The organism is Bradyrhizobium liaoningense, from assembly GCF_018130785.1.
In the GTDB taxonomy this organism is placed as follows: Bacteria; Pseudomonadota; Alphaproteobacteria; order Rhizobiales; family Xanthobacteraceae; genus Bradyrhizobium; species Bradyrhizobium liaoningense_A.
In genome coordinates, this window is record NZ_JAFCJT010000003.1 from 345,954 (window position 1) to 370,463 (window position 24,510).

General features: G+C 62.7%; 19 protein-coding genes. 10 read left to right on the forward strand and 9 right to left on the reverse strand.

Annotation, left to right across the window (positions count from 1 at the left end; translation table 11 throughout):
* Positions 1-66: 66 nt before the first annotated feature.
* Positions 67-3,066 (reverse strand): bifunctional proline dehydrogenase/L-glutamate gamma-semialdehyde dehydrogenase PutA, encoded by a 3,000-nt coding sequence (putA, locus tag JQ627_RS12000; protein ID WP_212484416.1) that lies wholly within the window; start codon positions 3,064-3,066, stop codon positions 67-69.
* Between the two features lie 114 nt (positions 3,067-3,180).
* Between putA and JQ627_RS12005 the strand changes: the two genes are divergently transcribed.
* Positions 3,181-3,642, forward strand: a complete 462-nt coding sequence (locus tag JQ627_RS12005; RefSeq protein ID WP_212484417.1) for an Lrp/AsnC ligand binding domain-containing protein — start codon at positions 3,181-3,183, stop codon at positions 3,640-3,642.
* Positions 3,643-3,813: 171 nt separating this feature from the next.
* Here the strand turns inward: JQ627_RS12005 and JQ627_RS12010 are convergent, their stop codons facing one another.
* The 4 genes from JQ627_RS12010 to JQ627_RS12025 form a co-directional block, all read right to left on the reverse strand.
* On the reverse strand, positions 3,814-4,014 hold the full coding sequence (locus JQ627_RS12010) for a cold-shock protein (RefSeq protein ID WP_008134691.1): 201 nt from the start codon (positions 4,012-4,014) through the stop codon (positions 3,814-3,816).
* A gap of 208 nt (positions 4,015-4,222) precedes the next feature.
* A complete protein-coding gene (locus JQ627_RS12015; protein WP_212484418.1) occupies positions 4,223-4,531 on the reverse strand; it encodes a cytochrome c in 309 nt (102 codons plus the stop codon).
* Positions 4,532-4,543: 12 nt separating this feature from the next.
* The gene (locus tag JQ627_RS12020) at positions 4,544-5,743 is read right to left on the reverse strand and encodes a molybdopterin-dependent oxidoreductase (RefSeq protein ID WP_212484419.1); all 1,200 of its coding nucleotides are present in this window, start codon (positions 5,741-5,743) and stop codon (positions 4,544-4,546) included.
* Between the two features lie 221 nt (positions 5,744-5,964).
* Positions 5,965-7,695 carry an adenylate/guanylate cyclase domain-containing protein gene (locus JQ627_RS12025; RefSeq protein ID WP_212484420.1) on the reverse strand — a complete coding sequence of 577 codons (1,731 nt, stop codon included), beginning with the start codon at positions 7,693-7,695 and terminating at the stop codon, positions 5,965-5,967.
* A 435-nt stretch (positions 7,696-8,130) separates the two neighbouring features.
* On the opposite strand from JQ627_RS12025, the gene JQ627_RS12030 reads away from it, so the two are divergent.
* The 6 genes from JQ627_RS12030 (at position 8,131) to JQ627_RS12055 (ending at position 16,690) form a co-directional block, all read left to right on the forward strand.
* Positions 8,131-9,636, forward strand: a complete 1,506-nt coding sequence (locus JQ627_RS12030; RefSeq protein WP_249143056.1) for a glycosyltransferase family 39 protein — start codon at positions 8,131-8,133, stop codon at positions 9,634-9,636.
* A gap of 297 nt (positions 9,637-9,933) precedes the next feature.
* Entirely contained in the window at positions 9,934-10,191 is a 258-nt protein-coding gene (locus JQ627_RS12035; RefSeq protein ID WP_212484421.1) for a hypothetical protein, read from the forward strand.
* 1,138 nt (positions 10,192-11,329) lie between these two features.
* The gene (locus JQ627_RS12040) at positions 11,330-14,449 is read left to right on the forward strand and encodes an adenylate/guanylate cyclase domain-containing protein (protein WP_212484422.1); all 3,120 of its coding nucleotides are present in this window, start codon (positions 11,330-11,332) and stop codon (positions 14,447-14,449) included.
* A 373-nt stretch (positions 14,450-14,822) separates the two neighbouring features.
* Positions 14,823-15,920 (forward strand): radical SAM protein, encoded by a 1,098-nt coding sequence (locus JQ627_RS12045; protein WP_312015757.1) that lies wholly within the window; start codon positions 14,823-14,825, stop codon positions 15,918-15,920.
* A 4-nt stretch (positions 15,921-15,924) separates the two neighbouring features.
* Positions 15,925-16,161 (forward strand): PqqD family protein, encoded by a 237-nt coding sequence (locus JQ627_RS12050; RefSeq protein ID WP_212484423.1) that lies wholly within the window; start codon positions 15,925-15,927, stop codon positions 16,159-16,161.
* Positions 16,154-16,690 (forward strand): hypothetical protein, encoded by a 537-nt coding sequence (locus JQ627_RS12055; RefSeq protein WP_212484424.1) that lies wholly within the window; start codon positions 16,154-16,156, stop codon positions 16,688-16,690. The genes JQ627_RS12050 and JQ627_RS12055 overlap by 8 nt, the downstream gene beginning before the upstream one ends.
* A gap of 351 nt (positions 16,691-17,041) precedes the next feature.
* Here the strand turns inward: JQ627_RS12055 and JQ627_RS12060 are convergent, their stop codons facing one another.
* Both JQ627_RS12060 and JQ627_RS12065 read right to left on the reverse strand, forming a co-directional pair.
* Positions 17,042-18,067, reverse strand: coding sequence for a YcjF family protein (locus JQ627_RS12060; protein ID WP_212484425.1), 1,026 nt, complete (start codon positions 18,065-18,067; stop codon positions 17,042-17,044).
* Positions 18,064-19,533, reverse strand: coding sequence for a YcjX family protein (locus JQ627_RS12065; RefSeq protein WP_212484426.1), 1,470 nt, complete (start codon positions 19,531-19,533; stop codon positions 18,064-18,066). Before JQ627_RS12065 ends, JQ627_RS12060 begins: the two co-directional genes overlap by 4 nt.
* Positions 19,534-19,714: 181 nt before the next feature.
* Between JQ627_RS12065 and trhA the strand changes: the two genes are divergently transcribed.
* Positions 19,715-20,410 carry a PAQR family membrane homeostasis protein TrhA gene (gene trhA / locus JQ627_RS12070; protein ID WP_212484427.1) on the forward strand — a complete coding sequence of 232 codons (696 nt, stop codon included), beginning with the start codon at positions 19,715-19,717 and terminating at the stop codon, positions 20,408-20,410.
* Positions 20,411-20,483: 73 nt separating this feature from the next.
* A complete protein-coding gene (locus JQ627_RS12075) occupies positions 20,484-21,278 on the forward strand; it encodes an SDR family oxidoreductase (protein WP_212484428.1) in 795 nt (264 codons plus the stop codon).
* A gap of 139 nt (positions 21,279-21,417) precedes the next feature.
* On the opposite strand, the gene JQ627_RS12080 is transcribed toward JQ627_RS12075, so the two are convergent.
* Positions 21,418-21,879: a MarR family winged helix-turn-helix transcriptional regulator gene (locus tag JQ627_RS12080; protein ID WP_212484429.1), complete on the reverse strand. Its 462-nt coding sequence runs from the start codon at positions 21,877-21,879 to the stop codon at positions 21,418-21,420.
* Between the two features lie 76 nt (positions 21,880-21,955).
* On the opposite strand from JQ627_RS12080, the gene JQ627_RS12085 reads away from it, so the two are divergent.
* Positions 21,956-22,732, forward strand: coding sequence for an SDR family NAD(P)-dependent oxidoreductase (locus JQ627_RS12085; protein ID WP_212484430.1), 777 nt, complete (start codon positions 21,956-21,958; stop codon positions 22,730-22,732).
* 78 nt (positions 22,733-22,810) lie between these two features.
* Here JQ627_RS12085 and mdlC read toward each other — a convergent pair whose 3' ends face one another.
* A complete protein-coding gene (gene mdlC / locus JQ627_RS12090) occupies positions 22,811-24,433 on the reverse strand; it encodes a benzoylformate decarboxylase (protein WP_212484431.1) in 1,623 nt (540 codons plus the stop codon).
* Positions 24,434-24,510: the final 77 nt, after the last annotated feature.

A 24,510-nucleotide genomic window follows, 5' to 3' on the forward strand; every position in this document is an offset into this window, starting at 1 on the left:
TCGCACCTCAGGATGATGGAACTGATATCGCGCATTGTCGTGAGGACGCGAATCCGGAAGCGGAGCTCACTCCTCCCCCGCAAGCAGGGCTGCATTACCACCGGCAGCGGCGGTGTTGATCGTCACCGTCTGCTCGGTCGCAAAGCGCGCGAGGTAATGCGGGCCGCCCGCTTTCGGGCCGGTTCCGGACAGACCGTTGCCGCCGAACGGCTGCACGCCGACCACGGCGCCGATCATGTTGCGGTTGACGTAGATGTTGCCGACCTGCACGCGGTCGATGATCGCCTCGATGGTGTCGTCGATGCGGGAATGAACGCCGAGCGTGAGCCCGTAGCCGCTGCGCTCGATCGCTTGCAGGACGCGATCGAGGTTTTCCGCGCGATAGCGCACGACATGCAGGATCGGGCCGAATACCTCCTCGGTGAGCTGGCCGGCGTCCTTGAGCTCGAAAATGTGCGGGGCGACGAAGCAGCCGTCGGGCACGGTGCCGGCAAAGTGCAGCCGCGCCTCCGACTTCATCCGCGCGATATGTGCATCGAGGCGCTGCTTGGCTTCAACGTCGATCACCGGCCCGACATGGGTTGCGACATCTGCGGGGTCGCCGATTCCAAGTTCACCTGCGGCGCCTGCGATCATCTCGATCATGCGATCGGCGACGTCCTCCTGCACGAACAGCAGCCGCAGCGCCGAGCAGCGCTGGCCGGCCGAACGGAAGGCAGAGGTCACGACGTCGTCGGCGACCTGCTCAGGCAGCGCGGTCGCATCCGCGATCATGGCGTTAATGCCGCCGGTCTCCGCGATCAGCGGCACGATCGGCCCGTCCTTGGCGGCGAGCGTCCGGTTGATCAGGCGCGCGACCTCGGTCGAGCCGGTGAAGACGACGCCCGCGACGTCGGCATGCGCGGTCAGCACGGCGCCGATGCGGCCATCGCCGGTGACGAGATGCAGCGCGCTCTTGGGAATGCCGGCCTCGTGCAGCAGGGTGACGGCCTCACGCGCGATGCGCGGCGTCTGCTCGGCGGGTTTTGCCACCACGCTGTTGCCTGCCATCAGTGCCGCCGTGACCTGGCCGAGGAAGATCGCCAGCGGGAAATTCCAGGGCGAGATCGCGACGAAGACGCCGCGACCGCGCATGGCGAGCGCGTTGCTCTCGCCGGTCGGGCCCGGCATGGCGGCATCAACGCCGAACAGCTTTCGGCCCTGTGCGGCATAGTAGCGGCAGAAGTCTGCGGCCTCGCGCAGCTCCGACAGCGCATCATCCAGCGTCTTGCCGCCCTCGGCTTGCAGCAGCGCGATGAAATGGGCGCCTCGGCTTTCCAACAGATGCGCGGCCTGCTCCAGTGCGGCCGCGCGCGTGGCCGCCGGCGTTCGGCTCCATGCGGCAAAACCGGCGCGCGCTGCAGTCACCGCCGCATTGGCTTGATCCGCCGTCGCATCCGCGATCGGCCTGAGGTCGGCTGCCTCGGCCTTCACGTCTGCCAGCAGCCGGTCGAGCGCCGCGCGCGCGCCGAATTCGACGCCGCGCGAATTGCGCCGCTCCGGCGCGAAGAGATCGCCCGGCAACGGGATTTTGGGATGGGCCGCCGCTTGCGGCCGGACAATGGCATCTGCCGGACGCTGCAACAGCGCCACAACCGGCACACGATAGTCGGCCGCCTGCGCCACGAACGACGAGTTGGCGCCGTTCTCCAGCAGCCGCCGCACCAGATAGGCGAGCAGGTCGCGGTGGCTGCCGACCGGGGCATAGGTACGATAAGCGATGTCGGGGTGATCCTTGGCGAGCTGCTCGTAAAGCGCTTCGCCCATGCCGTGCAGGCGCTGGAATTCGAATCCGCCGCCATCTTGCGCAAGCTCCAGCACGGTTGCGACCGTCAGCGCGTTGTGGGTGGCGAATTGCGGAAAGATGCGCGGCCGCAAGCCGAGCAGTTTTGACGCGCAGGCGACGTAGTTCAGATCCGTCATCGCCTTGCGCGTGAACACGGGATAGCCGTCCAGCCCGCGCTCCTGCGCGCGCTTGATCTCGGTGTCCCAATAGGCGCCCTTGACCAGCCGCACCATCAGCTTGCGGTCATGCGCGCGGGCGAGCGCGTCGACATAGTCGATCACGGCGCTGGCGCGCTTCTGATAGGCCTGGATCGCCAGCCCAAAGCCGTCCCAGCCGCTGAGCGAAGGATCGGCGAGCGTTGCCGCGATCACGTCGAGCGACAGCTCCAGCCGGTCGGCTTCCTCGGCATCGACGGTGAAGTTCAGATCATGGGCCTTGGCGCGCTGCGCCAGGTCGAGCAGTTGCGGCACCAGCTCGCGCATCACACGGTTGCGGCTGATCGCCTCGAAACGCGGATGCAGCGCCGAGAGCTTGACGGAGATGCCGGGACGGTCGGGCAGGGGATGGCTGCCCGCAGCCTTGCCGATGGTCTCGATCGCACTGGCATAGGCGTCGAAATAGCGCCTGGCGTCCGCCGCCGTGCGCGCGCCTTCGCCGAGCATGTCGAAGGAGTAGCGCGTCTTTTGGCTGGAGCGGGGCTTACCCCGCTCCAGCGCCTGCTCAATGGTCTCCCCTAACACGAAATGATTGCCCATCAGCCGCATCGCCTGGCGCGTGGCGGTGCGCACCGCCGGCGCGCCCAGCCGCTTCACCAGCCGGCCGATGGTGCCGTCGGGCGTCTCGCCGGGCTGGATCACCCGTGCCGAGAGGCCGAGCGCCCAGGCCGACGCGTTGACCAGAAAGGCCGTCGACTTGGTCTCGTGGTGGATGAAGTCGCCCTCGCCGAGCTTGTCCTCGATGAACTGGTCCGCGGTGCGCGCATCGGGCACGCGGAGCAGCGCCTCGGCCAGTACCATCAGGGCGAGCCCCTCCTTGGTCGAGAGCGCGAACTCACGCAGCATGTCCTCGACACCGCCAAGCCGGTCGTCGCGCTTGCGGATCGCCTCGATCAGCCGCGTCGCGGTGCGGTCGATCCGCGCCTCCTGCGGCGGACTGAGATGCGAAGCCGGTAAGAGCCGCGTGGCAATCTCGGCGTCATCGGGCGCGTAGGGGGCGGAAAAGGAAGGCGGGATGTTCGGCATGGCGTGTCCTGTCGTTGAAGCCCAGGATAAGGCCCGCATTACCGTAGTTCGATAGACAAGTTAGCCATTTTGCCTTAGAAAATGAAGATCATTTACATATAACCCGCAAGAAATATGGAACTCGATCGAATCGACCGGAAAATCCTCGCGGTTCTGCAGCAGGATGGGCGCATAGCCAATGTCGAGCTCGCCGAACGCATCGGGCTCTCGCCGACCTCGATCGGCGAGCGGCTGAAGCGGTTGCAGCGTGAGGGCTTCGTCGAGGGGTATGGGGCGCGGCTCAATCCGCACCGGCTCGGCCTCGGGCTCCTGGTGTTCGTCGAGGTGCTGCTCGACAAGACCACGCCGGACAATTTCGAGCGCTTTGCACGCGCGGTGAAACTCGCGCCCGAGGTGCTGGAGTGTCACATGGTTGCAGGCGGCTTCGACTATCTTGTGAAGGCGCGGCTTGCGGACATGACCGCTTATCGACGCTTCCTCGGCGAGACCCTGCTGTCGATGCCGGGCGTGCGCGAGACGCGAACCTATGCGGTGATGGAAGAGATCAAGCGCGACGCACCGTTGCCGGTGGAATAAAGAAATGCCGTCGCGATTGCCATTGCTGTGGCGTTGAACAAGCGGCCTTCAAAGGCAAAACAGCTATCCTCGTGCAATCGCAACGCCTGTCGTCGAATGCACCGGCCGTCTTCTAAAATTTTTTTGGCCCGGCTCCCGGATCAATCCGGGAGGCAGCAATGGCTGCCGGGCTTATACTTTGAGGTTCTCTGCGGAGGTCTTGCCCCGGTTTGCGATCTCTTCGTATTCCACCGTCTGTCCTTCGTTCAGGGACGACAGACCGGCTTTCTGCACTGCCGAGATATGCACGAACACATCCTTGCCGCCCGACGCAGGCTGGATAAATCCATAACCCTTCGTCGGGTTGAACCACTTGACCGTACCTTTAGCCATCACGTCTTCTCCGCGGGTCTTCCTCCGAGATCTCGAACCGCCAGTCCCCGCCAACCGGCCGGTTCGGTCCTAACAGGATACGCGGAATGTGGCCGGCTTGGTAGCTCAAACCATATCGGCATTTCGCAGGATTCCGCTCAACTTCGTGGCGTTTTTGCCGGTTTTGCCCGTTTCGCGGTCAATTGATCGGCACGCCGCGCGCCATCCGTCAATAAGTCGCGGCCAGATAATCGACGATCTTGCCGACATCGGTATCGTCGATCGGGGCGCCATAGACCTTGATCATCTTGGTCACTTCGGCCTGCCAAAAGCCCTTCTTGTCCTTCATCGGCGGCTGCGTGTTGACGTAATCGGCCGAGTGGCATGCGCTGCAATTGCCCTGCACGACCTCGAGATTGGGGCCTGGCTTGAAGGCGGCGACCTCGTCGGGCGTCTTGTAGTTGAGCGGCGCTGCAAGCGCCGAACCGACCATTGCGGCGACGGCGAGTGAGACGGCGAGGAGAACGGTGCGCTGCATGATCATTCTCCCTCAGGCCACGGTCACGCGGACGGTTTCGACGACGTTGCGTAGATAACCCGCCGGGTTCCAGCGTGGCGCATCCGGCTGGGTCTCGCCGCCATTGCCGGTGGCGCGCACCTTGAGCTCGTGGGCGCCCGCCGCGAGCTTCACCGGCAGCTTCCATTCACGGAATGAGTATTTGCCGAGATCCTTGCCGAGCTTGGCGCTGGCCCAGGTCTTGCCGCCGTCGGTGGAAACCTGGACGTCCTTGATGCCCTTGCCGCCGTCGAAGGCGATGCCGCGCAGCGTCGTGCCGCCGGCCTTCAGCTTGGCGCCGTCGGGAACGCTGGTGATGAAGGAACGGATGGTGAAGCGGTTGATCGGGATCGTCGCCTTCGGCGCGGTGCCCGGCTCGACCGCATTGTTCGGCGTGTCCGGAATGCGATAGGCCGACTTCATCCAGAAGCCGTCATAGACATTGTCGATGACGGTGATCTCGTTGAGGTGCTTGACCCAGTAGGTGCCGTAATAGCCGGGCACGATCAGGCGCAGCGGGAAGCCGTTGAGGAACGGCAAATCCTCGCCGTTCATGCCATAGGCCAGCATCACCTCGCCGTCGGTGGCATGATCGAGATCGAGCGCCTTGACGAAATCCGGCGTCTTGTCGCTGACGGGGCCGTCCATGCCGTTGAAGGTGACCTGCTTGGCGCCGCTCTGCACGCCCGCCATCTCCAGCACGGCCTTCAGCGGCACGCCGCGCCAGCGCGCATTGCCCATCGCCCCATTGGCGAGCTGGCCACCGGCGACACGCGGCTCGGAGAAGCCGCGGCTGTTGCCGGAGCACTGGTTGACGGCGACGATCTCGGTCGCCTTCATTTTCCTGATGTCCTTGAGCGACAGCTTGAGCGGCTTGTCGACCTTGCCCTTGACCTCGAGCGTGAACTTGTCGGGATCGAGATTGTAGGGCAGGTCCGAGAGGTGGTAGCGCACGAAGAACGCGTTATTCGGCGTGATCGGGCCGTCGTTGAACACCGCGAACGGCGTCTCGAGCTGCGGCGGCCGGCTGGTCAGTCCGATCATCGGCCGCTTCTGCGGATACTTTACCAGCGGCCGTTCGCCATTGGCGAAGGGCAGGGTGACGGTGTCGAGCGCCAGCGCCCTGGTGGAATTCAGTGTGGCCGCAAGAGCGGCAAGCCCCGCTCCCTTGAGCAGGTCGCGTCGATCGAACATGTGGTCTCCTCCCGGAGCTTTTCGTTGGACCAGCGGTCATCACCGCGATCCTGCGCTCATCTGTCGCAACGATCGGGACGAAGTCAATTCGTGCTTTCGCAGCAGGCCCATGCCGCTGCGCTGCAGCGAGCCGGTGTTACGCGGCGACGATTGCGAGCCAGGCTCTCACCGCGTCGGCGGTGCGTTCCCTCGCCCCGCCCGCGGAGAGAGGTGAAGAAAGGTCAAGCCGCGACGCGCTCGCTTCGATCAACGAGCGCCGACAGCTCCCTGGCGTCCGCGACGACGCGCACGGCCATGGGCTCGTCGCGGCCGCGGATCGCGACCTCCTGCTGTGGCAGCGAATCGTCGGCAAGGCCGGCGGTGCGGCGGACCTCCTCCGAGACGATGGCTTCGCAGGCCAGTGTCTTGGTCATGTCCTGGAGCCGGGCGGCGACGTTGACGGCATCGCCGAGCGCGGTGAAGACGATGTGATCGCGATAGCCGATGTCGCCGATGATGACCTCGCCGCCGTGAAGGCCGATGCCGAAGCGGATCGGCTGGCGCAGATCGTGGCTCAGGAGCTCGTTGAGCTCGTCGATATGTGTGGCAATGCCTGCGGCGGCCTTCAGCGCCTGCTGGCAGGCCGTTTGCGGATCGGCGGTGAGCCCGAACAGCGCCAGCATGCCGTCGCCGACGAACTGGTTCGGCTGGCCGCCGTTCTCGATGACGGCCTGCGAGACGGCGCCGAGGAAACGGTTGACGATGAAGACCGTGTCGAACGGCAGCCGTTTCTCGGCAAGCTGCGTCGAGCCGCGCATGTCCACGAACAGGCTGACGAGATAGCGCTCCTGACCGATCCGTGCCGGCGTCGAGGCGTGCGCATTCGCCGACAACGTATGCGGCATGAAGAGCTGGAAGAAGGAGAGGTCGGAGTCCGGCCGCAGCTGGCAGGCAAGCCGGATCGAGGGATCGGCGGCGCCGACGCGCGCAAGCACGAAGGCCTCGCGCTGCGACGGCTCGGGCAGGGCGGCATGGTCGCCGATGATGCGGATGCGGCAGGTCGAGCAGCGGGCGCGGCCGCCGCAGACGCTGGCATGCGGCACATTGTGGCGCAGGCTTGCTTCCAGCACGGAGAGGCCCTTCGGCACGCGCACCGTCTTGCCGTTGCCGTAGGACAGCGCGATCATGCCGCGGCGCCGTTCGCGTAAGGCGCGTACACCGCGCGCCACCAGCGCCAGCCCGAGCAGGCCGACATAGCCGATGGTGAGGCCGCCGGTGATGCGGTCGAGCGTCTCGGCTTCGGCCGTCGTGCCGAGCTGGCGGCGGGTGAGATTATGCGTGCGCCATTCCCCGTCGTCGGCCTCGACGACGATGCTGCGCCCGCCCTGGTAGACACCGAGCAGCGACAGCGTCGGGATCAGCACGGCGGCCGCGAGCAGATAGGGGGCCGCGCGCACAAAGAACGGTTTCAGGCGGAGCCAGAAATAGATGCCGATGCAGCCGTGCACCCAGGCGATGACGAGAAGGATCGTCATCGTCCAGATGCGGTTCGACGCGACGAAGAACAGGTAGAGTTCCTGCGGATAGAGTTTTTGGTGTCCGTACAGCGTCTGGCCGAGCCGCACGCCGATCACATGTGCCATGACGAGGGCGGGAATGCTTAAGCCCAGCGCAAGCTGGAGCGGCTCGATCGTGCGCCAGCGGAACTGCCGGCGCTGATACAAGGCGTAGACGCCGAGCCCCATATGGGTGAGCGCGGCCGTATAGAACACGATCGCAACCGGCAGGAACTGCCAGAATAGCGTGTGGTAGTAGACCCCGACCTCCATGGCATCGACCGAGATGTTGCCGAGCGCATGGTTGAGGAAATGGCTGACCACGTAAGCGAACAGGATAATTCCGCAGACCAGCCGCACCTGCCGCACGCTGGTCGCGCGGACGAGTTCGGGCATGTGTACGGGAGCGGTGGCCATGATTCGGTTGTATCAGTTCATGAAGGAGAACAGCCAGCCTAGCGTTTAATTCCGCCGGCGGACGGTTGGCCGGATCACATGCGCGGGAAGGTTACAGAACCGTAGGGTGGGCAAAGGCGCGCGCCACACCCACCGCTGTCGTCCCGGACAAGCGCCGCGAAGCGGCGCGCCGATCCGGGACACGTAGCCACAGGGAGGCGTTTGGCGAAGACTCGTGGTACCAGCTCGCGCCACGATTCCTCCCAGTGGCTATGGGTCCCGGGCTCGCGACTTCGTCGCGCCCCAGGACGACACCGGTATGCGCGGCTGCCTGCATTGACTCCCCCCCGCAGGTTGGCGAAAAGCGCGGCCGTGACGACAGCCCCTGATATCACCATCCCCTCCAACGGCGCCGTGCGCCGGCCCCTCCTCGTGGCCGTGCTGATCATCGCCGCGATGACCGTGCTGCGGATCGTCTATGCTTCCGCCATCGAACTGCGCACCGACGAGGCCTATTACTGGACCTGGTCGAAGGAGGCTGCGCTCAGCTTCCTCGATCATCCCCCCATGATCGCCTGGTTGATCCGCCTGGGCACCGCGATCTTCGGCGACACTGTGCTAGGCGTCCGCCTCAGTGGCATCGTCGCGATGCTCGTCACGCAGCTGCTGCTCGCCGACATCGTCCGCCGCCTCACGCATGATGCGCGCGCCATCATGTTCGCGATACTGATGCCGGAGGCTGCGCTCTATTACGGCCTGCTGATGGCCAAGGTCGCGCCCGACGTCGCCATGATCCCGTTCGCGGTGGCGATGATGTGGTCGCTGGTGCGGCTCGCACAGAGCGGCGACGGACGCTGGTGGCTTGCGGCCGGGCTGTTCGCCGGGCTGTCGATGCTGTCGAAATTCACCGCGATCATGTTCGCGCCTGCGGTTGCCGCGTTTCTGCTGGTGCCGGATTGGCGCTGGCGCTGGTTGCGCAGTCCTTACCCTTATCTCGCGGTGCTGATCGCGATTGCCGTGTTCTCCCCGGTGCTGATCTGGAACGCACAGCACGACTGGGCCTCGTTCCGTTTCCAGGGCGTGCGGGCCACCGCCAATTACGGCATCTCGCTGCGCACGATCGGCGACTACATCGGCCTGCAATTCGGCCTGGTCGGCTTCGTCATGCTGCCGGTGGTGCTGTCGGGCCTCGTGATGACGGCGTGGCGCGGCTACCGCACGCGCGAGCCGGTCGCGATCCTGCTGTCGACCGCGGTGCTCGTGCCGTTCCTCTATTTCCTCTTCAAGTCGACGACGCTCAGGGTCGGCGACACCTGGCCGATGTTCATGTGGCCGGTCGGTTTCGCAGCCGCCGCGGTCAACCTCGTCATGCTGTCGCGTGAAAACCGGTCGGCGCGGCTGATCCGGTCGAGCCTGTTCTGGTTCAACACGGCGGTCGTCTCGGGGATCGCCTTTGTCGTCATAGTATTCCTGTACTACGTCGCCGCGCCCTGGAATTTTCTCGGCAAGATTGATCCGATCGGCGCCGAGGCCGGCTACGAGCAGGTCGCGGCGCGCGCGCAGGCCGCGCTCGACGAGACCGGCGCCACCTGGATCGCGACCACGGACTATCGCACCTACGCGATGATGCGCTGGCTGTTCAGGGGCCGCGTGCCCGTCATCGAGATCAACGAACGCGGCCGCTTCCAGGGTTTTCGCGATCCAGGCATGGATCGGATCCGCGGGCATGCGGGCATCTACGTCGGCCGAGAGCCGGACAATCGCGCGCCGGTGTGGGAGTCTATCCCGGCGAAGCGCGAGCAGCTTGGCCAGGTCGAACGTCGTTGGCGCGGCGTTCTGACGGACACCTATGCGATTGAGAAGCTCACCGGCTGGACGCCCGAACTCTCACCGCCAACGGATTCGCCGCTGTTTCAATGGCGGGTGCTGGCGGGGGAATTCGAGAAGCGTAGGCTCTCCTAGCGAGGCACCCTTCTTCCCTTTTCCCCTTGCGGGAGAAGGGGCTGACCGCCACCGTAGCCAGGCATTGCCAATGTCCCAAATGCAAAAGAGGCCAAGCGTTGAAGCGGCTTGGCGTGGCTTGAGAACAACATACAAACAGAAATCTGAGCTGATCGTTTAGCTGCCGCCAGCATTTTACCGACATTCACAGGCCGCCATCCCAGAATACCACCCGCTCGAGCATCTAAGCCACTAAGCTGGAGCAGTCCTGACGAAACATATTTGCTCTAATTAATATTATCTGCGGGGGGATGAGACATGTTTGATGTCTATCGCAATGGCAAGCGGGACTTCCTCGTCGTTAGCAACGGCTCTCCGATGCCCGTGCTCTACTCTTCCAATAAATGGCGCAAGAGCAGAGGGAGAGTTCTCAAAGTCAGCGAGGAGATCAGGGCAGCCGTGCAGGAGCGAGGTTATTATCTTCGCAGCGCGCGAGTGACTAAGAAGGACCTGATCCACGCCGAGTGCGCCGTTGCCGATACTACACGGGCAATCTCTAAACATCCGGCCGACTAGGCAACCGCAAGCTCCCCAAGCCTCATTAGCCCAGTCAAGGCACTCCCGACTGAGCGAGGATCGAGCGCGCCAATGGGCTGCATGATTCAATCCCGTGCACCGAGTTCTTCCAGAACAACGCGCCTCCGCAACTCGTGCGCAGCGGCCGTCAAATGGGACCCTGCGATCAGCCCCAGCCGCTTCAATCTTGGGAGAGCGACGGGGTCACACAGCTCGATCGAGAGCCCGGCTCCCAATATCGCAATGGCGCGTTGCTCCTCCGCATCAAGATCAGTCCAGCGGATGCCCTTCATCACCGGCCTCAAATCGTCCAGCGCACCTCAAAATCCAAACGCGCGCCTGATTTGCAGCAGCATGTCAGTGGCCGCGTCGGTGTACCGACCGTTGGTCAGGTATCGATCCAGTTGCAGTGTGCTAATCAGCGCCACAAGCGCTGCCGTTAAGCCCTTAAACATTGGGCCTCTCCTGAAAGAGACCGCCAACCGGGCGTGTCGAAATATTGAGCCGTTCTCAGAAAGCGCGCCGCATATGGCGGCCTAACATGCAAATGGTGACATTGACTGGTAACCAGTTTCTTAATGGGTTGATGCGCCGTGGTATGGAAGGCGCTGGCACGAGCGTTGCCGGATTGCGTGCTGCGACGCGTGAACCGATCAGCGGACAAGCGCGGTCACGTCCGACGTCTGCCAGAGAACAGACATAGCAGTGACCCGTACCGCCGTTCTGCTAAGGGCCAAACCTAACGAGGATTGGCCATCCGAGATGTTAGGCAGATGGTCTTTCGCCAATACCCCGCGTGACCTCAACCGCCGACGAGATTGCCCTCTGGTGAATGAAAACTCCTCAGAAGGAGCGGTCTTCTTGAGCCACAAACGCCACTCTGATCTGAGCGCGGTGCAATAGTCACTCGTTGAGAGCGATGTCAGGCTCGTTCGCGTCTAAACGCTGGGCAAACTCGCCATGCTGCCGCTTCGTGGCGGCTTGCGATTCCCCGCAAGACCTAGCAGCAGAAGGACCTGAACGAAAACTGCCACTTTATCGATGAAGTTTCAAGATGTACGCTTTGTTGTGCTTGTTGCAACCCATGAGGGATCGAAGCCCCGTTTGCGACCATCCTTCTTCCATGGAAGTGGCTTCAATGACTGCGACAGTGGAGGGACAACCTCTCAGCGCCTTTGCCGAAGCTGAGCGTCGTCAGGTGACGGTAGTGTTCGTAGATCTAGTCGGATCTACTCGCTTGGCCGAAACACTCGATCCGGAAGATGTTGGCGATCTCATCGTCGCCTTTCGGCGTGCGGCGACGACAGCAATCGAAGCGCACGGCGGTTTTGTGGCTCGCTATCTTGGTGACGGCATCCTGGCCTATTGGGGGTATCCGAAGGCGAACGAGCAGGATCCCAGACGAGCCGTATCGGGCGGTCTTGCAGTCGTCGCAGCAATCGGCGAGGTCAACCGAACCTTGCCGATTGGCGGTGCGCAGCTCAGCGTCCGTGTGGGGATTGATTCTGGCATTGTCGTGGTGGGCAAAATTGGTACTACGGGCGCAAGCGCTACCGCCGATATTGTAGGCGGAGCCCCAAACGTCGCCGCCCGAGTGCAGCAACTCGCCCATCCCAACACTGTCTTTGTAACCGAAACGGTACGTCAGCTTGTGCATTGGCAATTCGAGTTTGCCGCGGGTGCCTCCGTTGAGCTGAAGGGTGTGGCCGCTCCAGTTTGGATTCATCAGGTAATCGCCGAGCGTAAGGGCTCGGAGCGAATACGGAGTACACGTTCTAGGCGGATCTACGACCGAGAGATCGAGCGGAGTCTTCTCGATCAGTGTTGGCGCGGTGTTTTAGCGGGTCGAGGCCACACGGTTCTCATTAGCGGTGAACCAGGGATAGGGAAGACCACATTGGCCGACTATTTCCGGCAGACTGTTGTGGTCAGCGGCGGTACTTGCCTCTACAGTACGTGCGCCCCCGAAGGCACTCACTCTCCGTTACTGCCGATTCGCGATCTAATGCGGCAGGCGATTGGAATTACGCTCCTCGACGATGCTGCAGCACTACGGTCTAAGCTGGCCGCGTCGCCGGTCAATGCTGACGCAAGTGAAATATTGTGCAAGTTGCTCGAGCAGCGCGCTTCGGATTTGCAGCCCTTAGAATTGGGCTTTCGTGCCCCTGCTACTACCGAGGCCAAAGAGCAGATCTTCACGGTCATAGCGGATTGGATGCTGGGGCACTCTCGCGGCACGCCCCAGGCGTTGATTATCGAGGACTTACAGTGGGCTGATTCCTCCACGCTTGAGGTTCTCGACCGAATAATGAGCAGCGTTGCGTCGACTCGCTCGTGTGTATTGCTGACTTGGCGAACCGGCTTCCAGACTACGTGGATCGATCGCGCCGATGTAACCCAGCTTTCCGTGATGCGCCTTAAAGATGAGACCGTGCAAGACCTTGTCGCAGGCATGGTCGGCGACAAAGCGATGGAGATGCAGGTCCAGCATGCCATTGTTGCGAGAGCCGAAGGCAATCCGCTGTTCGCCGAGGAGCTTGTTCTCCTAGCCGGCCAGCGGCCAGCCGCAACCGCCCCAGGCGATATGCTCACATTGCCATCGTCACTCAACGACTCGCTATCAGCGCGCCTTGATAGCCTAGCAGACTTGAAGCCGATAGCTCAGATAGCTGCCGTGATTGGTCGCGAGTTCGATAAACACGTATTGGCGCGTGTACTAGACGTTTCGCATGCCGATCTCGCACCAATGCTCGAAACACTGGTGGCATCTGGCCTCGTTGTCGACTTAGGCGCTGGGCTTCACGCAAGCCACAGTTTCAAGCACGCCCTCGTTCGCGAAGTCGGGTATAATAGTCTACTCAAAGTGCGCCGCCGCGCCATCCACGCCAAGATCGCCGCCGTCCTTGTTGGTGAATTTCCACGGACTGCTGACGCGCACCCCGAACTCATTGCGCAGCATTACGAACGAGCGTCAATGTTTGACGAGGCACTAATCTGGTGGAGTAAGGCGGGAGTTCAAGCAGCTCAGCGATCGGCGACAAGGGAGTCTATTTTGTCGCTCGAACGTGCCCGCACACTATTTGACCGCTTGCCGGATGATGAGACGCGGGCCTGTCAGAAGGCCGAACTGCTTAATATGCTTGGTGTGCAATACATTGCAGCTCACGGTTACGCTTCGCCGTTGGTTGAACAATCTTTCCGAGAAGCGGCCGAGATTCTAGAGGCTCGTCAAGGGGCGCCATCCGACCAGTTATTCACCGCTCTTTGGGGGCTACATACGCATGCCATGGTGCGGTCAAACGTTCCGGTCGCCATCGAGATTGGTGGTCGCATCCTCAAGCTCGCCGATGCAGAAAGCGATTCTGACAAGATATTGCAGGCACATCGCCTCCAAGGACTTGCTCGATTGCTCATGGGAGAACACCGCAAATCAGCCGACCATTACGAGGAGGTCCTGAGACGTTACAATTCGCTCCATCATGAGAGTCATCGATTCCGATATGGTGCTGATCCGGTAGCATTGGCGCTGGCGCAGCTCGCATGGAGCGAATGGATTAGTGGACATATAGCACAATCGGAGCGCCACAGCTTGGAGGGCGTTGCCCAGGCGCAAAAACTCGAACATCCTCACTCAATCGTTTACGCCAGCGGCGTCAATGCGTTGCGCCTGCTTACCGCACGGGAATTTGCGCGGAGTGCCCACGTTGCGGATGAGGCATACAGTCTGGCAAAGAAACATGGCTTTATCTACTGGATCGCATGGTGCGAAGTGATCCTTGCCGCACTTCAGCGCGCAGCAAATCCGGAGCGTGCAAGGGCTTTGCTTGCTGCAGCTAAGGCTAAATATCAGAATACGGGGGCCCGTCAGATAATTCCTTATGCTCATGCTCTAGAGGCAGAGTGCTGCCTCGATCTCGACCGTGTGGCGGAAGCGTCGACTGTACTGGACGAGGCGCTCGGGCTTGTGGAGGAAACCGGCGTGAGAATTTATCAAGCGGAGCTTCTTCGCTTGCGCGCATGCGTAAGCTTTCGTCTGGGCGAGCCGAGTGCCAAGGGATACATCGAAGCGTCACTTAATATTGCTCGGGCACAGGCAGCAGAATCTTTCGTGTTGCGGAGTCAAATCACGTGGCTTGAAAATGCGACCGAAGCGAAGGTGCGCAGCGAGTTGCGCCGCGACATCTTGAATACCCTTCTTGGAATGGCAGAGGAGCCGGAAACCGTAGATATGCGCCATGCTCAACGACTCATTGTATGATGCTCTTGTGTTTGATGACTTCGTCAGCGCGCGCAGGCTCGGGCGGTGAACGCGGCTACCACTTGCCTCAATTGCCATTGAGCTAACGTAGATGCCCATTCAGGGCGGGCCGGGACGAGAGCCTCCTTTTCGAGCCGCCTAGCAATCTACTATGATTTGGTCACGTCGGGCTCGTCTGTGAGATCATGACCGTTGTTGGGTCCCGACTGCGAACATGCCGCTTTCCTTTTTGCCCCGAAGCGGTCATTCGGACTGATGCATGCGCGCTACGGCGGGCACACCACCGCGGCACAACTGCAGCCTGAGCCTCGCACGCAAGTTACTGCAGGGTTGCCAATTTGCGCATCTTGTGCCAATTTAGCACTCTCAACGTGTGCCTGATATTGTTGCGACGCCAAGATTTTGCGAAACAATATGGTTGGCCGTTATGGCGCCCATTCAGAACCCGTTTTCGTTGGAGAAACCTCTCAAACTTTCGGTCTGCTTTACCGAGACGTGTAACCTCTCGTGCCGGCATTGCTATGCTGATTGCTCGCCCCAAAAGGCAGCTGCCGAACTGACCGGCGATGACTGGGAGCGTTTTCTCAACGAAATTGCAGGGTTAGGTGTAGTTTTCCTCTATATCGAGGGAGGAGAACCCTTTCACAGGCCCGACTTCCTGCCCTTCCTTACTTCCGCATCAAGTCGTTTCTTTACGGAAGTTCGTACTAACGGGACGCTCATCACCCGCGCTCTTTCCAAGGAATTGAGAGAGATCGGCGTTGGTATTGTACTTGTCGATATTCTTAGCCCGCGCGCCGAGGTCCACGACTATTTCACTGGAACGAGTGGAAGCCATGCACTCGCCTGTGAAGCCGTCAAACACTTGCTGGATGCAGGAATTGAGACTCAGCTACTTACAATCCTTAATCAAAAGAATGTCGGAGATCTGCAGGGCTTTGTTGAGCTAGCCAACAAGCTTGGTGTCAAGACGGTCGGCATTTTGCGGCCGTATCCGCTTGGACGCTTCAAATATAGCTGGGCGGAATTCGCTCTGTCGCTCGACGAGATGCATGCGGCTCTTGATTCACTTCGGTTGCCTAGCGGCATGAAACTTATGCAATCTTGGCATCCAAATAATGGCAATTCGTGCTGGCAGATGGCTGCCGTTAACGCATTCGGAAGTTCGATAGGTTGCGCCTACCTACGAGAGTACGTTGATTACGGGAACATCAAAGATGTGCCCTTCATGGAGACGTGGCAACATCCGCTTTATCGAGAGTTGAGGTCAGGTCGCGTTACAGACACCTGCCCAAGTTGTTCATCGAGCCAAGGCTCCCATGGTGGGTGTCGTTCTACCGCGTACGCGTTTCACGGCGCCTGGGACGCACCAGATCCATTCGATAAAGTGCTTAACAAAGGAGTAGACGTGCGTGTCCTTCCTGAATGGTTGCTACAGGCGCGTCCCAAGCCTCCGGGTGCGGCCGGTTGAAGAGATGAAGAGTTGTGTGGTGTTTCGGCCAAATCCGCCGAAGCTGTTTATGCTGAACCTCAACGCTTGGCTGATATTCGAACTCTGCGACGGCGGCACTTCGTACGAAATTGAGCAACGGTACCGACAAAAAGTGGAAGGCCAGATGTCCGAGAGCGAAGCTAGGCGTCATCTGGTGATTGGTCTCAAGAATTTACACGAACGAGGTCTGATAGAATTTGAGGAGGGACTGAATGAGTAACATTGATTCAACCCAACTTGTTACCAGTCTTATAGCGGGCGAAAGGCTTACCTCCCCAAGCATTGAGTCGATTGAGCCAGAGGTGCGAACTGGCGTCTCTTTCCCTTTTTGTGACCTTCTCAAACATGGGGAGGGTAAGGCTGATATCGAAAAGCTCCTTGCCGAAAGCGTCCTCCTTGGATCGCTCGTGGTTGAATGGGGTTACAACGTCCCATTTGATCAGCATGATGCATTCAAAAAGTGGCTGATCGTCAATGAGGCGAAGATTGCGAATGCAGTTCCAAAGGACGTGACGTACCGTGGAACGTACGCAGTTTCGATAAGTAGTGAAAAGCACAGTGGGCGTTATCGCACTATTTGGGGATTTACCACGCTCCACGCTCTCGAGACGTTCGGCGATGAGATGCACACTGCATCTGCCTTTGCACAACTTGTTGCTGACCTGAATGCCTTCCGTGACCGGGATCGCGGTGCGGAGTATAGCGAGCAGATCTACCAGCCGGTGCGTTGCTCTCTGCGATACGGCTAATCCATCGGAAAGCCACGTCACCTTTCGTTGAACTGCGGGGAGATCATCGAGAGGGACGAGCGTAGCTTCAGCCCGAGCACCGTGCTGCAACTGATCGTGGTTCTCGATGCTCGGGGGCAGGACCGCGGGCAGCTGATGGCCGAACTTGTACGCACTGCACGGTCAAAAAGCGCGTGAGCGAAACACTGCTTTTTTGACCGTCGTGTCTTCAGTCGTCGCCGGACCTTTCCACTCGCGGCCTGGATTCTTCATTGCGTGACGGGGCGTTGGCGCATCGAAGATAGCCGCCGAACTGGGCTGCCGTGCCGGGCCGGTGGGCGAACGGCGCGAACGAAGGCCCGGATAGTACCGCTACTCCTCGTCCTTCTTCCGCAGCAGATCCGTTGCGAGATCAGAGAGCTTCGGCGGCGGCAGCGCTGCGAACGGCAGCGGCCTTGTGACGTCGATCGCGGCCAGGCCCAACCGCGCCGTCAACAACCCGTTCAGTACACCTTCACCCAGCCGCTGCGACAGCTTCGCCGCGATCCCATGTCCGAGCATCTGCTGCACCAGGCTGTCGCTCGCGGCCATGCCGCCCGTGATGGCGAGATGGGCGATGACGTGGCGGAGCAGGCGGATCATGCCGAGCGCGCCGGGGCGGCCGCCATAGAGATAGGCGAGCTGGCGGATCAGCCGCAGCGCGGCCACGAACACGAACATCACGTCGATCGCCGCGCGCGGCGAAACGGCGGTCACGATCGAGACTTTTTGCGCGGCTGATGACACCAGCCGCCGCGCCTCTGCGTCCAGCGGAGACATCAATTCGCGCTCGGCGAGCCGGATCATGTCGGCGCCGTCGATGATCTCGCCGGCGTGGCTTTCCAGCGTGGCACGGGCGCGCGCGAGTTGCGGGTTCTGGTGCGCGATCCTGAGCAGGTCCTGCACGATGACGCGGCTCTCCTTGCGATCGTCGCTGGCAAGGACCGCGGCTGCACGCTGATGCAGTTTCTCGATAGTCGCGAGGCGCGCCAGTCCGAACGCCTCGCGCCCGATCACCACCGCGAGCGCGAGCGTAGTGACGAAGGCGAGGGCAAGGCCCACGAAGCCGAGGCTTTCGCTGCGCGCAAACAAATCCTCGATCAGATGAACGACGCCGAGCCCGACGCCGAGCACCGTTAGCCCGGCGAGGCCGGACCAGAACAGCGTGCCCCAGGGAAAACCGCGCCGCGCCGGAAGCGCGGTTTGAACCGGCACCGGCAGCGTCGAGGGATCCGGCTCCGGCGTGATCTGGATCGTGGCGCGACCGATCCGGCTCGTCTCGTCGGCTTCGGTGACGACGACGCCGGGATCGTCGAGCCGGAACGTCGCCGGCCGCCGCGGCTTGGATCGGTCGTTCATGACAGCTTGTCTCCGATCAGGAACTGCAAGGCACGGTCGAGGCGGATGTGTGGCAGCGCCGGCTCGTCATTGCCCTCGCGCTCGAGCTTTGGCGGACGGAAGCGCAGGAAACGAAAGTCGCTCTTTTCGGCAGCTTCCGTCGAGAGGCCGCGGAATGCGTCTGTGCCGTTGAACAGCGGCTCGGGGTCCGGAGGCAGGTCACCCGGAAAGGTCGCAACCTCCGTGTTGCCGTCGAAGAACTCGCCGCCGGCGCTTTCGCCGGCCGCCGGCGTTCCCAGGATCGAGGGCAATTTGTCGCGGCCATGGGCGACCTGGGCCTCGCGCGTGGCGCGAACGGCGGCGAGCGCCACCACGTCGATCGCAGCGCCGGTGTCTTCCGCGCGCGCAACCGCGCGGGTGACCGCACGGCGCAGCACCGCCTCGAGGCGGTCGTGACTGGAATGATGCAGATGGTCCGCCTTGGTCGCCGCGAACAGGATGCGGTCGATACGCGGCCGGAACAGGCTGGTGAGGAAGGTGCTGCGGCCGATGCGAAAGCAGTCGAGAATGCCCGCGAGCGCGGCTTCGAGATCGTGCAGCGCTTCGGGGCCGGAGTTGAACGCGGCGAGCGCGTCGGCCAGCACGATCTGGCGATCGAGCCGGGCAAAATGATCATGGAAGAACGGCCGCACCACGACGTCCTTGTAGGCCTCGAAGCGGCGGACCATCATCGCCCATAGCGAGCCGTCCGGTGCCTGGCCGCCAACGGGCACGTCGAGCGGTGCAAAAGTCAGCGCCGGCGTATCGGCGAGATTGCCGGGCATCAGGAAGCGGCCGGGCGGCAGCAGGCTCATCGCAAAGCGCTCGTCGCGGCAGGCGCGCAAATAGCCTTTGAAGAGCTTTGCCGCCGTCAGCGTCGCCTGCTCGTCCTCGCGCGCCCCGGGCTTGAGCGTTGCGAGATGCGCGTGCCAATCCGCCGCAAGATGCGCACGCGGCGCCTCGCGCGACAGCGCGAGGCTTTCGGCGGACCATTGCTCATAGCTCTTCTGGAGCAGCGGCAGGTCGAGCAACCACTCGCCGGGATAATCGACGATGTCGAGCGTCAATGTGCGGTCGGAGCCGTTCTGGCGCTGATAGTCGATGACGAGCCTGAGTTCGCTGATGTCGACGGTCGAGTTCGGCCAGCGCCGCTCCTCGATCAGCGCACGCAAATGGTTCTCATAGGCAAAGCGCGGCACGGCGTCGTCGGGCTGCGGCGCCAGATGCGCCCGCGCGATCCGGCCCGAGGCATAGGCCTCGAACACCGGAAAGCGGCCGCCGCGCGTGAGGCCGTGGATCAGCGCAGTGATGAATACTGTCTTACCGGCCCGCGACAGGCCGGTGACCCCGAGCCGCACCGTCGGGTTGAAGAAGTGCTCGCCATAGTCGATCAGCGCCCTTGCCGACAGCCGCGCTTCTTCGACCATATCCTGGAAACTGAATGCCATATGAACGTGATTGATCCGGGGGCGGGCGGAACAGTGAGACTGTTCACAAAAGTGGCAATCGCGTGAGGAAAATCAAGCTTCATACTTCCACCGCCTTTGTCGGCAAATCAGCCGTTTGAACGACGCGCCGATCTCGAAAGACCCCTACAAGAGGGCATTGTCCTCGCCTTTGCGGATTGCCATGACCGTCTTCCAACTGAAACAGCTCGCATCCACCTCTGTCCACGCCGCAGCCGACGTGATCGGCTGGAACTTCGACCGTGCCGAATTGATCGCGGACGGCGTCATCCACGCGATCGGCGTGTTCTGCGGCATCGTTGCCGCCACGGTCCTGGTGGTGCTGACGGCGATTTATGCCGATGCCACCAACATCGTCGGGGTCTCGATCTATGTCGCCGGCCTGCTCTCGATGCTGGTGCTGTCGGCGACCTATAATCTCTGGCCGGTCTCGCCGGCCAAATGGCTGCTGCGGCGGTTCGACCATTGTGCGATCTACCTGCTGATCGCGGCGACCTACACGCCGTTCATCCTCGAGGTGAAGGACAGCGTGTTCGCGCTGGTGCTGCTCGCCGGGGTCTGGTGCGTGGCGATCCTCGGTATCGTGCTGAAACTTCTTTACCCCGGCCGGTTCGACCGCGTCGCGGTCGGCATCTATCTCGCGATGGGCTGGAGCGCCGTGATGCTCTACGACGCCGTGGTCAAGGCGCTGCCTGCGCTGGTGCTGGGCTTCATCCTTGCGGGCGGCCTGTTCTACAGCTTTGGCGTGATCTTCCATGCCTGGCGGCGGCTGCGCTTCCAGAATGCGATCTGGCACGGCTTTGTCTTGGCCGGCGCGGCATGCCATTATACCGCGGTGCTCGACCTCGTGTTGAGCTGAGCAAGATCCGCGAAGCGGAATAAGCGAAGCGGTATAAGATAGCCGAGGGCTATAAGAAAAGAGGAGACGTCGCATGCAGGTGACCGGCAAGGTCGTGGTCGTCACGGGCGGCGCCAACGGCATCGGCAAGGCGCTGTGCGAGGCTTTTCACAAAGCGGGCGCGGCGAAGGTCGTCGTCGCGGACATGGACGCCGCCAATGCGAGGGCGGTCGCAGCCACGGTGGATGGTGCGGCCTTCAAATGCGACGTCGCGCAGGAGAAGGATATTTCGCACGTCATCGAGGAGACCGAGCGGCAGTTCGGTCCGATCGAGTTGTTCTGCTCCAATGCCGGCATCGGCGGCGGCTTCGATCCGATGTCGGTCAATGCCGGCGGCGCCTCCGACGAGCCTTGGCAGCGCAGCTGGGCGATCCACGTCATGGCCCATGTCTATGCAGCGCGGCATCTGATCCCCCGTATGAAGGCGCGCGGCGGCGGCTATTTCCTCAACACGATCTCGGCCGCGGGCCTGCTGTCGCAGGTCGGGAGCCCGGCTTACTCGACGACCAAGCACGCCGCGGTCGGCTTTGCCGAGAACCTCGCGATCTCGCACAAGGCGCACAATATCAAGGTTTCGATCCTGTGCCCGCAGGGCGTCGACACCAACATGCTGCGCTCGATCCCCAAGGGCCCGCAATCCGGCGACGGCGACCTCACGCCCGAGCAGGTGGCGAAAGACGTGCTCGCCGGCCTCGAGCAGGAGACGTTCCTGATCCTGCCGCACCCGCAGGTGCTCGGTTACATGCGCAAGAAGACCGAGAATTACGACCGCTGGATCGGCGGCATGGCCAAGATCCAGGCGAAGATGCGGGAGGAGTTCGGGAAGTAGGGAAGGCTGTTGCCACCCGCACCGCTGTCATTCCCCGCGGAAGCGGGGAATCCAGTACGCCGCGGCCTGTCGAGGAATCACAGCCGTCTCTGGAATACTGGATCGCCCGCCTTCGCGGGCGATGACACCGAGAGTGTGGCTACGCCGCCGACTCCGCCTCATCCTCCACCCGGCTCTGCCGCAGCGCCCGCGCATAGAGCATCATGCCCTCGCGCACTGTGCGCTGTTCGGTCTCTGTCAGCGCGGCCAGCGCGCCGCGCACCTGCTGCCGGCCGAACGCGTGCAGCGCCTCCAGCGTGCGCCGGCCCTTCGCCGTCAGCGACAAGAGCTTGCTGCGCGCATCGGCCTCGTCATGCGTCTCCCGCAGCTCGCCGCAGTCGACCAGCTTGCGCACCATGCGGCTGACGCTGGATTTCTCCAGACGCAGGAAATCGCCGAGCTCGCCTGAATTCATCGGACCGCGGATGCCGATCTCAAGGATGGTGTGCACGGCCGAGGGCGGATAGTCCGAGGCCGCCACCGTCGCATCCATGAAGCCGAGCTCCCGCACCATCAGCCGCGAGGCGGCGCGGATATCGTCGATCAGCGAAGGCTCGGTCATGCTTGACTCTCCGCATATAGTTGTATCATACAACTATATGCGCGCGACGAGGCGCGCAAGCGTTTTGGAGTGACCCATGAGCGGAACTGTGCCGGCCGGCGAGCGGATGAGAGGCAAGGTCTGCCTCGTCACAGGCGGCGGCAGCGGCATCGGACGCGCCACGGCGCTGCGGATGGCATCCGAGGGCGCCGAGGCGATCATCGTCGCGGGACGGCGGGAAGCCGAAATCGAGGCCACCGCGGTCATATGCCGGGAGCTCGGCGCGAAAGCCATCCCGGTCAAGACCGACATCACGCGAGAGGACGACGTCGTGCGCCTCGTCCGCACCGCCATCGAGCGCTGCGGCCGGCTCGACGTCGCCTTCAACAATGCGGGCTTCCAGGAGCGCCGCGCGCCGCTGGAAGAGCAGGGCACGGACATCTACGACAGCGTGTTCGACACCAATGTCCGCGCGCTGTTCCTGTGCCTGCGCCACCAATTGCCGGCGATGCTGGCGAAAGGACGCGGCAGCATCGTCGTCAACGCCTCCGTCAGCGGTGTGCGCAATCCCAATCCCGGCTTCTCGCTCTACTCGGCCTCGAAAGCGGCTGCGATCTCGCTGACGCGCTCGGCTGCGATGGAGAACGCCCCGCGCGGCATCCGCATCAACGCCATCGCCCCCGGCCGCGTCGTCACCGACATGATGCTCCGCGCCGGCGTCGGCGATGTCGCGACTGTCAGTGCTGGCCTGCCGCTGCGGCGGATGGGGAGCCCGGAGGAGGTGGCGGAAGCCGTGGTGTGGCTGTCGTCGGATGCGTCATCCTACGTCGTCGGGCATGTGCTGGCGGCGGACGGGGGATTCTTGGCGTCGTGATGTGTGGCGTGGTCGCGCCAAATATTCAGTGTCGTCCCTGCCTAGTGCGCAATTGCGCACCAGGCAGGGACGACAAAGTTAATGCTTCTGCCCGTACAGCACCGGCACCGCCGAATCCACGACGACCTCGACGAGGCTCGTCCCCTCGAACGCCATCCCGCGCTTCAGCGCCTCGTCCAGCTCCGTCGCCTTGCTCACCCGCACCGCATGGCACCCCATGCCTTCGGCGAGCCGCACGAAATCGATCCCCGGCAATTCCAGCCCGGGCACGTTACGCACCTGCATCACCTGGCTGAACGAGCGCATCGCGCCGTAGCCGGAATTGTTGATGACGACGATGGTCAGCGGCAGTTTTCGTTGAGCTGCGGTCCACAGCGCCTGGATCGAATACATCGCCGAGCCGTCACCGATCAGGCACACCGTACGACCGTTCGGCTTGCCCAACGCCATGCCGACGGCGGCGGGTAGCGAATAGCCGAGGCCGCCGCTCGCCATGGTGTAGAAACTGTCCTGGCCGCGCATCGGCATGAACTTCTGCATCGCCGGCCGGTGCGAGGGCACTTCCTCGACCAGCGATGCGCCATCCGGCATCGCCTGCGACAGCGAGTGCAGCAGAAATTCGACCGGAAGCGGATCGGCGGCCTTCGGTGCCGGCGGCAGCGTGCGGCCTTTTGGCGCCGCGCGTTTGCTGTCCGGCAGCATGTCGAGCAGCGTGGTGAGGGCCGGCTTCATCGTCGCGACGATGCTGGTGCCGACGGGCGTAACCGCAGCCGCATCCGGATCATCGGTGATCTGAAAGATCGTCGCGCCTCCGTCGAAGATCGCGGCGTGGCCTTCGACGTGGAAGGTGAACACCGGCGCGCCGATGACGACCACGAGATCGTGCTCACGCAGCGCGTCGGAGAGTTGCGCCGGCGAAGCATGCAGGAAACCCGCGAATTGCGGATGCCGCTCGGGAAACGAGCAGCGCGCCGAGAACGGGCTGACCCAGACGCTCGCCTTGGCCTTCTCGGCCACGCGCACCATCAGGTCCACCGCGCCGGCGCGGTCGACGCCGGGGCCGACGACGAGGGCAGGGTGCTTTGCCGAGCCGAGCGCGGCAACCAGCGCTTTCATCGCGTCAGCCTCGGGACCGGTCTCGCGGCTGACCTTGCGCGCCTCGATGGGAGCTGCGGCATGCGCCCAGTCGTCGATCGGGATCGACACGAAGGTCGGCCCGCAGGGCGGCTGCATTGCGGTGTAATAGGCCCGCGCGATCGCTGCCGGCACGTCCTCGGGCCGCGCCGGCTCGATGCTGTATTTCACGTAAGGCCGCGGGAATTCCGATGCGCGCTCGGCATAGAGGAACGCCTGCAGCGGCAGGATCGAGCGCGCCTGCTGGCCCGCGGTGATCACGAGCGGGGTCTGGTTGCGATGTGCGGTGTAGATATTGCCGAGCGCGTTGCCGACGCCGGCGGCCGAGTGCAGATTGACGAAGCCGGCATTGCGCGTCGCCTGCGCGTAGCCGTCCGCCATGCCGACGGCGGAGGCTTCCTGCAGCGCCAGCACGTAATCGATGTCGTCAGGCCAGTCGCTCAGGAACGGCAGCTCGGTCGAGCCGGGATTTCCGAACACCCTGTCGATGCCCAGGGAGCGCAGCAGATCGAGAGTCGCCTGCTTCACGGTGACGGACTTGCTGCCGCTCTTGCCGTTCTTGGCCATGGTTTCCGTCCCTGTTGTTGATTGCTGCTACCAGCCGTCATTGCGAGCGAAGCGAAGCAATCCAGACTGCCTCTGCG

Excerpts from the sequence above, each read along its gene's own strand:
- JQ627_RS12015 (WP_212484418.1), bottom strand. The coding sequence starts at position 4,531 with ATGCAGCGCACCGTTCTCCTCGCCGTCTCACTCGCCGTCGCCGCAATG.
- JQ627_RS12080 (WP_212484429.1), bottom strand. The coding sequence starts at position 21,879 with ATGACCGAGCCTTCGCTGATCGACGATATCCGCGCCGCCTCGCGGCTG.
- JQ627_RS12030 (WP_249143056.1), top strand. The coding sequence starts at position 8,131 with ATGACCGTGCTGCGGATCGTCTATGCTTCCGCCATCGAACTGCGCACC.
- JQ627_RS12020 (WP_212484419.1), bottom strand. The coding sequence starts at position 5,743 with ATGTTCGATCGACGCGACCTGCTCAAGGGAGCGGGGCTTGCCGCTCTT.
- JQ627_RS12055 (WP_212484424.1), top strand. The coding sequence starts at position 16,154 with ATGAGTAACATTGATTCAACCCAACTTGTTACCAGTCTTATAGCGGGC.
- JQ627_RS12040 (WP_212484422.1), top strand. The coding sequence starts at position 11,330 with ATGACTGCGACAGTGGAGGGACAACCTCTCAGCGCCTTTGCCGAAGCT.
- JQ627_RS12075 (WP_212484428.1), top strand. The coding sequence starts at position 20,484 with ATGCAGGTGACCGGCAAGGTCGTGGTCGTCACGGGCGGCGCCAACGGC.
- JQ627_RS12085 (WP_212484430.1), top strand. The coding sequence starts at position 21,956 with ATGAGCGGAACTGTGCCGGCCGGCGAGCGGATGAGAGGCAAGGTCTGC.
- putA (WP_212484416.1), bottom strand. The coding sequence starts at position 3,066 with ATGCCGAACATCCCGCCTTCCTTTTCCGCCCCCTACGCGCCCGATGAC.
- trhA (WP_212484427.1), top strand. The coding sequence starts at position 19,715 with ATGACCGTCTTCCAACTGAAACAGCTCGCATCCACCTCTGTCCACGCC.
- JQ627_RS12005 (WP_212484417.1), top strand. The coding sequence starts at position 3,181 with ATGGAACTCGATCGAATCGACCGGAAAATCCTCGCGGTTCTGCAGCAG.
- JQ627_RS12035 (WP_212484421.1), top strand. The coding sequence starts at position 9,934 with ATGTTTGATGTCTATCGCAATGGCAAGCGGGACTTCCTCGTCGTTAGC.
- JQ627_RS12065 (WP_212484426.1), bottom strand. The coding sequence starts at position 19,533 with ATGGCATTCAGTTTCCAGGATATGGTCGAAGAAGCGCGGCTGTCGGCA.
- JQ627_RS12060 (WP_212484425.1), bottom strand. The coding sequence starts at position 18,067 with ATGAACGACCGATCCAAGCCGCGGCGGCCGGCGACGTTCCGGCTCGAC.
- JQ627_RS12025 (WP_212484420.1), bottom strand. The coding sequence starts at position 7,695 with ATGGCCACCGCTCCCGTACACATGCCCGAACTCGTCCGCGCGACCAGC.
- JQ627_RS12050 (WP_212484423.1), top strand. The coding sequence starts at position 15,925 with ATGAAGAGTTGTGTGGTGTTTCGGCCAAATCCGCCGAAGCTGTTTATG.
- JQ627_RS12010 (WP_008134691.1), bottom strand. The coding sequence starts at position 4,014 with ATGGCTAAAGGTACGGTCAAGTGGTTCAACCCGACGAAGGGTTATGGA.
- mdlC (WP_212484431.1), bottom strand. The coding sequence starts at position 24,433 with ATGGCCAAGAACGGCAAGAGCGGCAGCAAGTCCGTCACCGTGAAGCAG.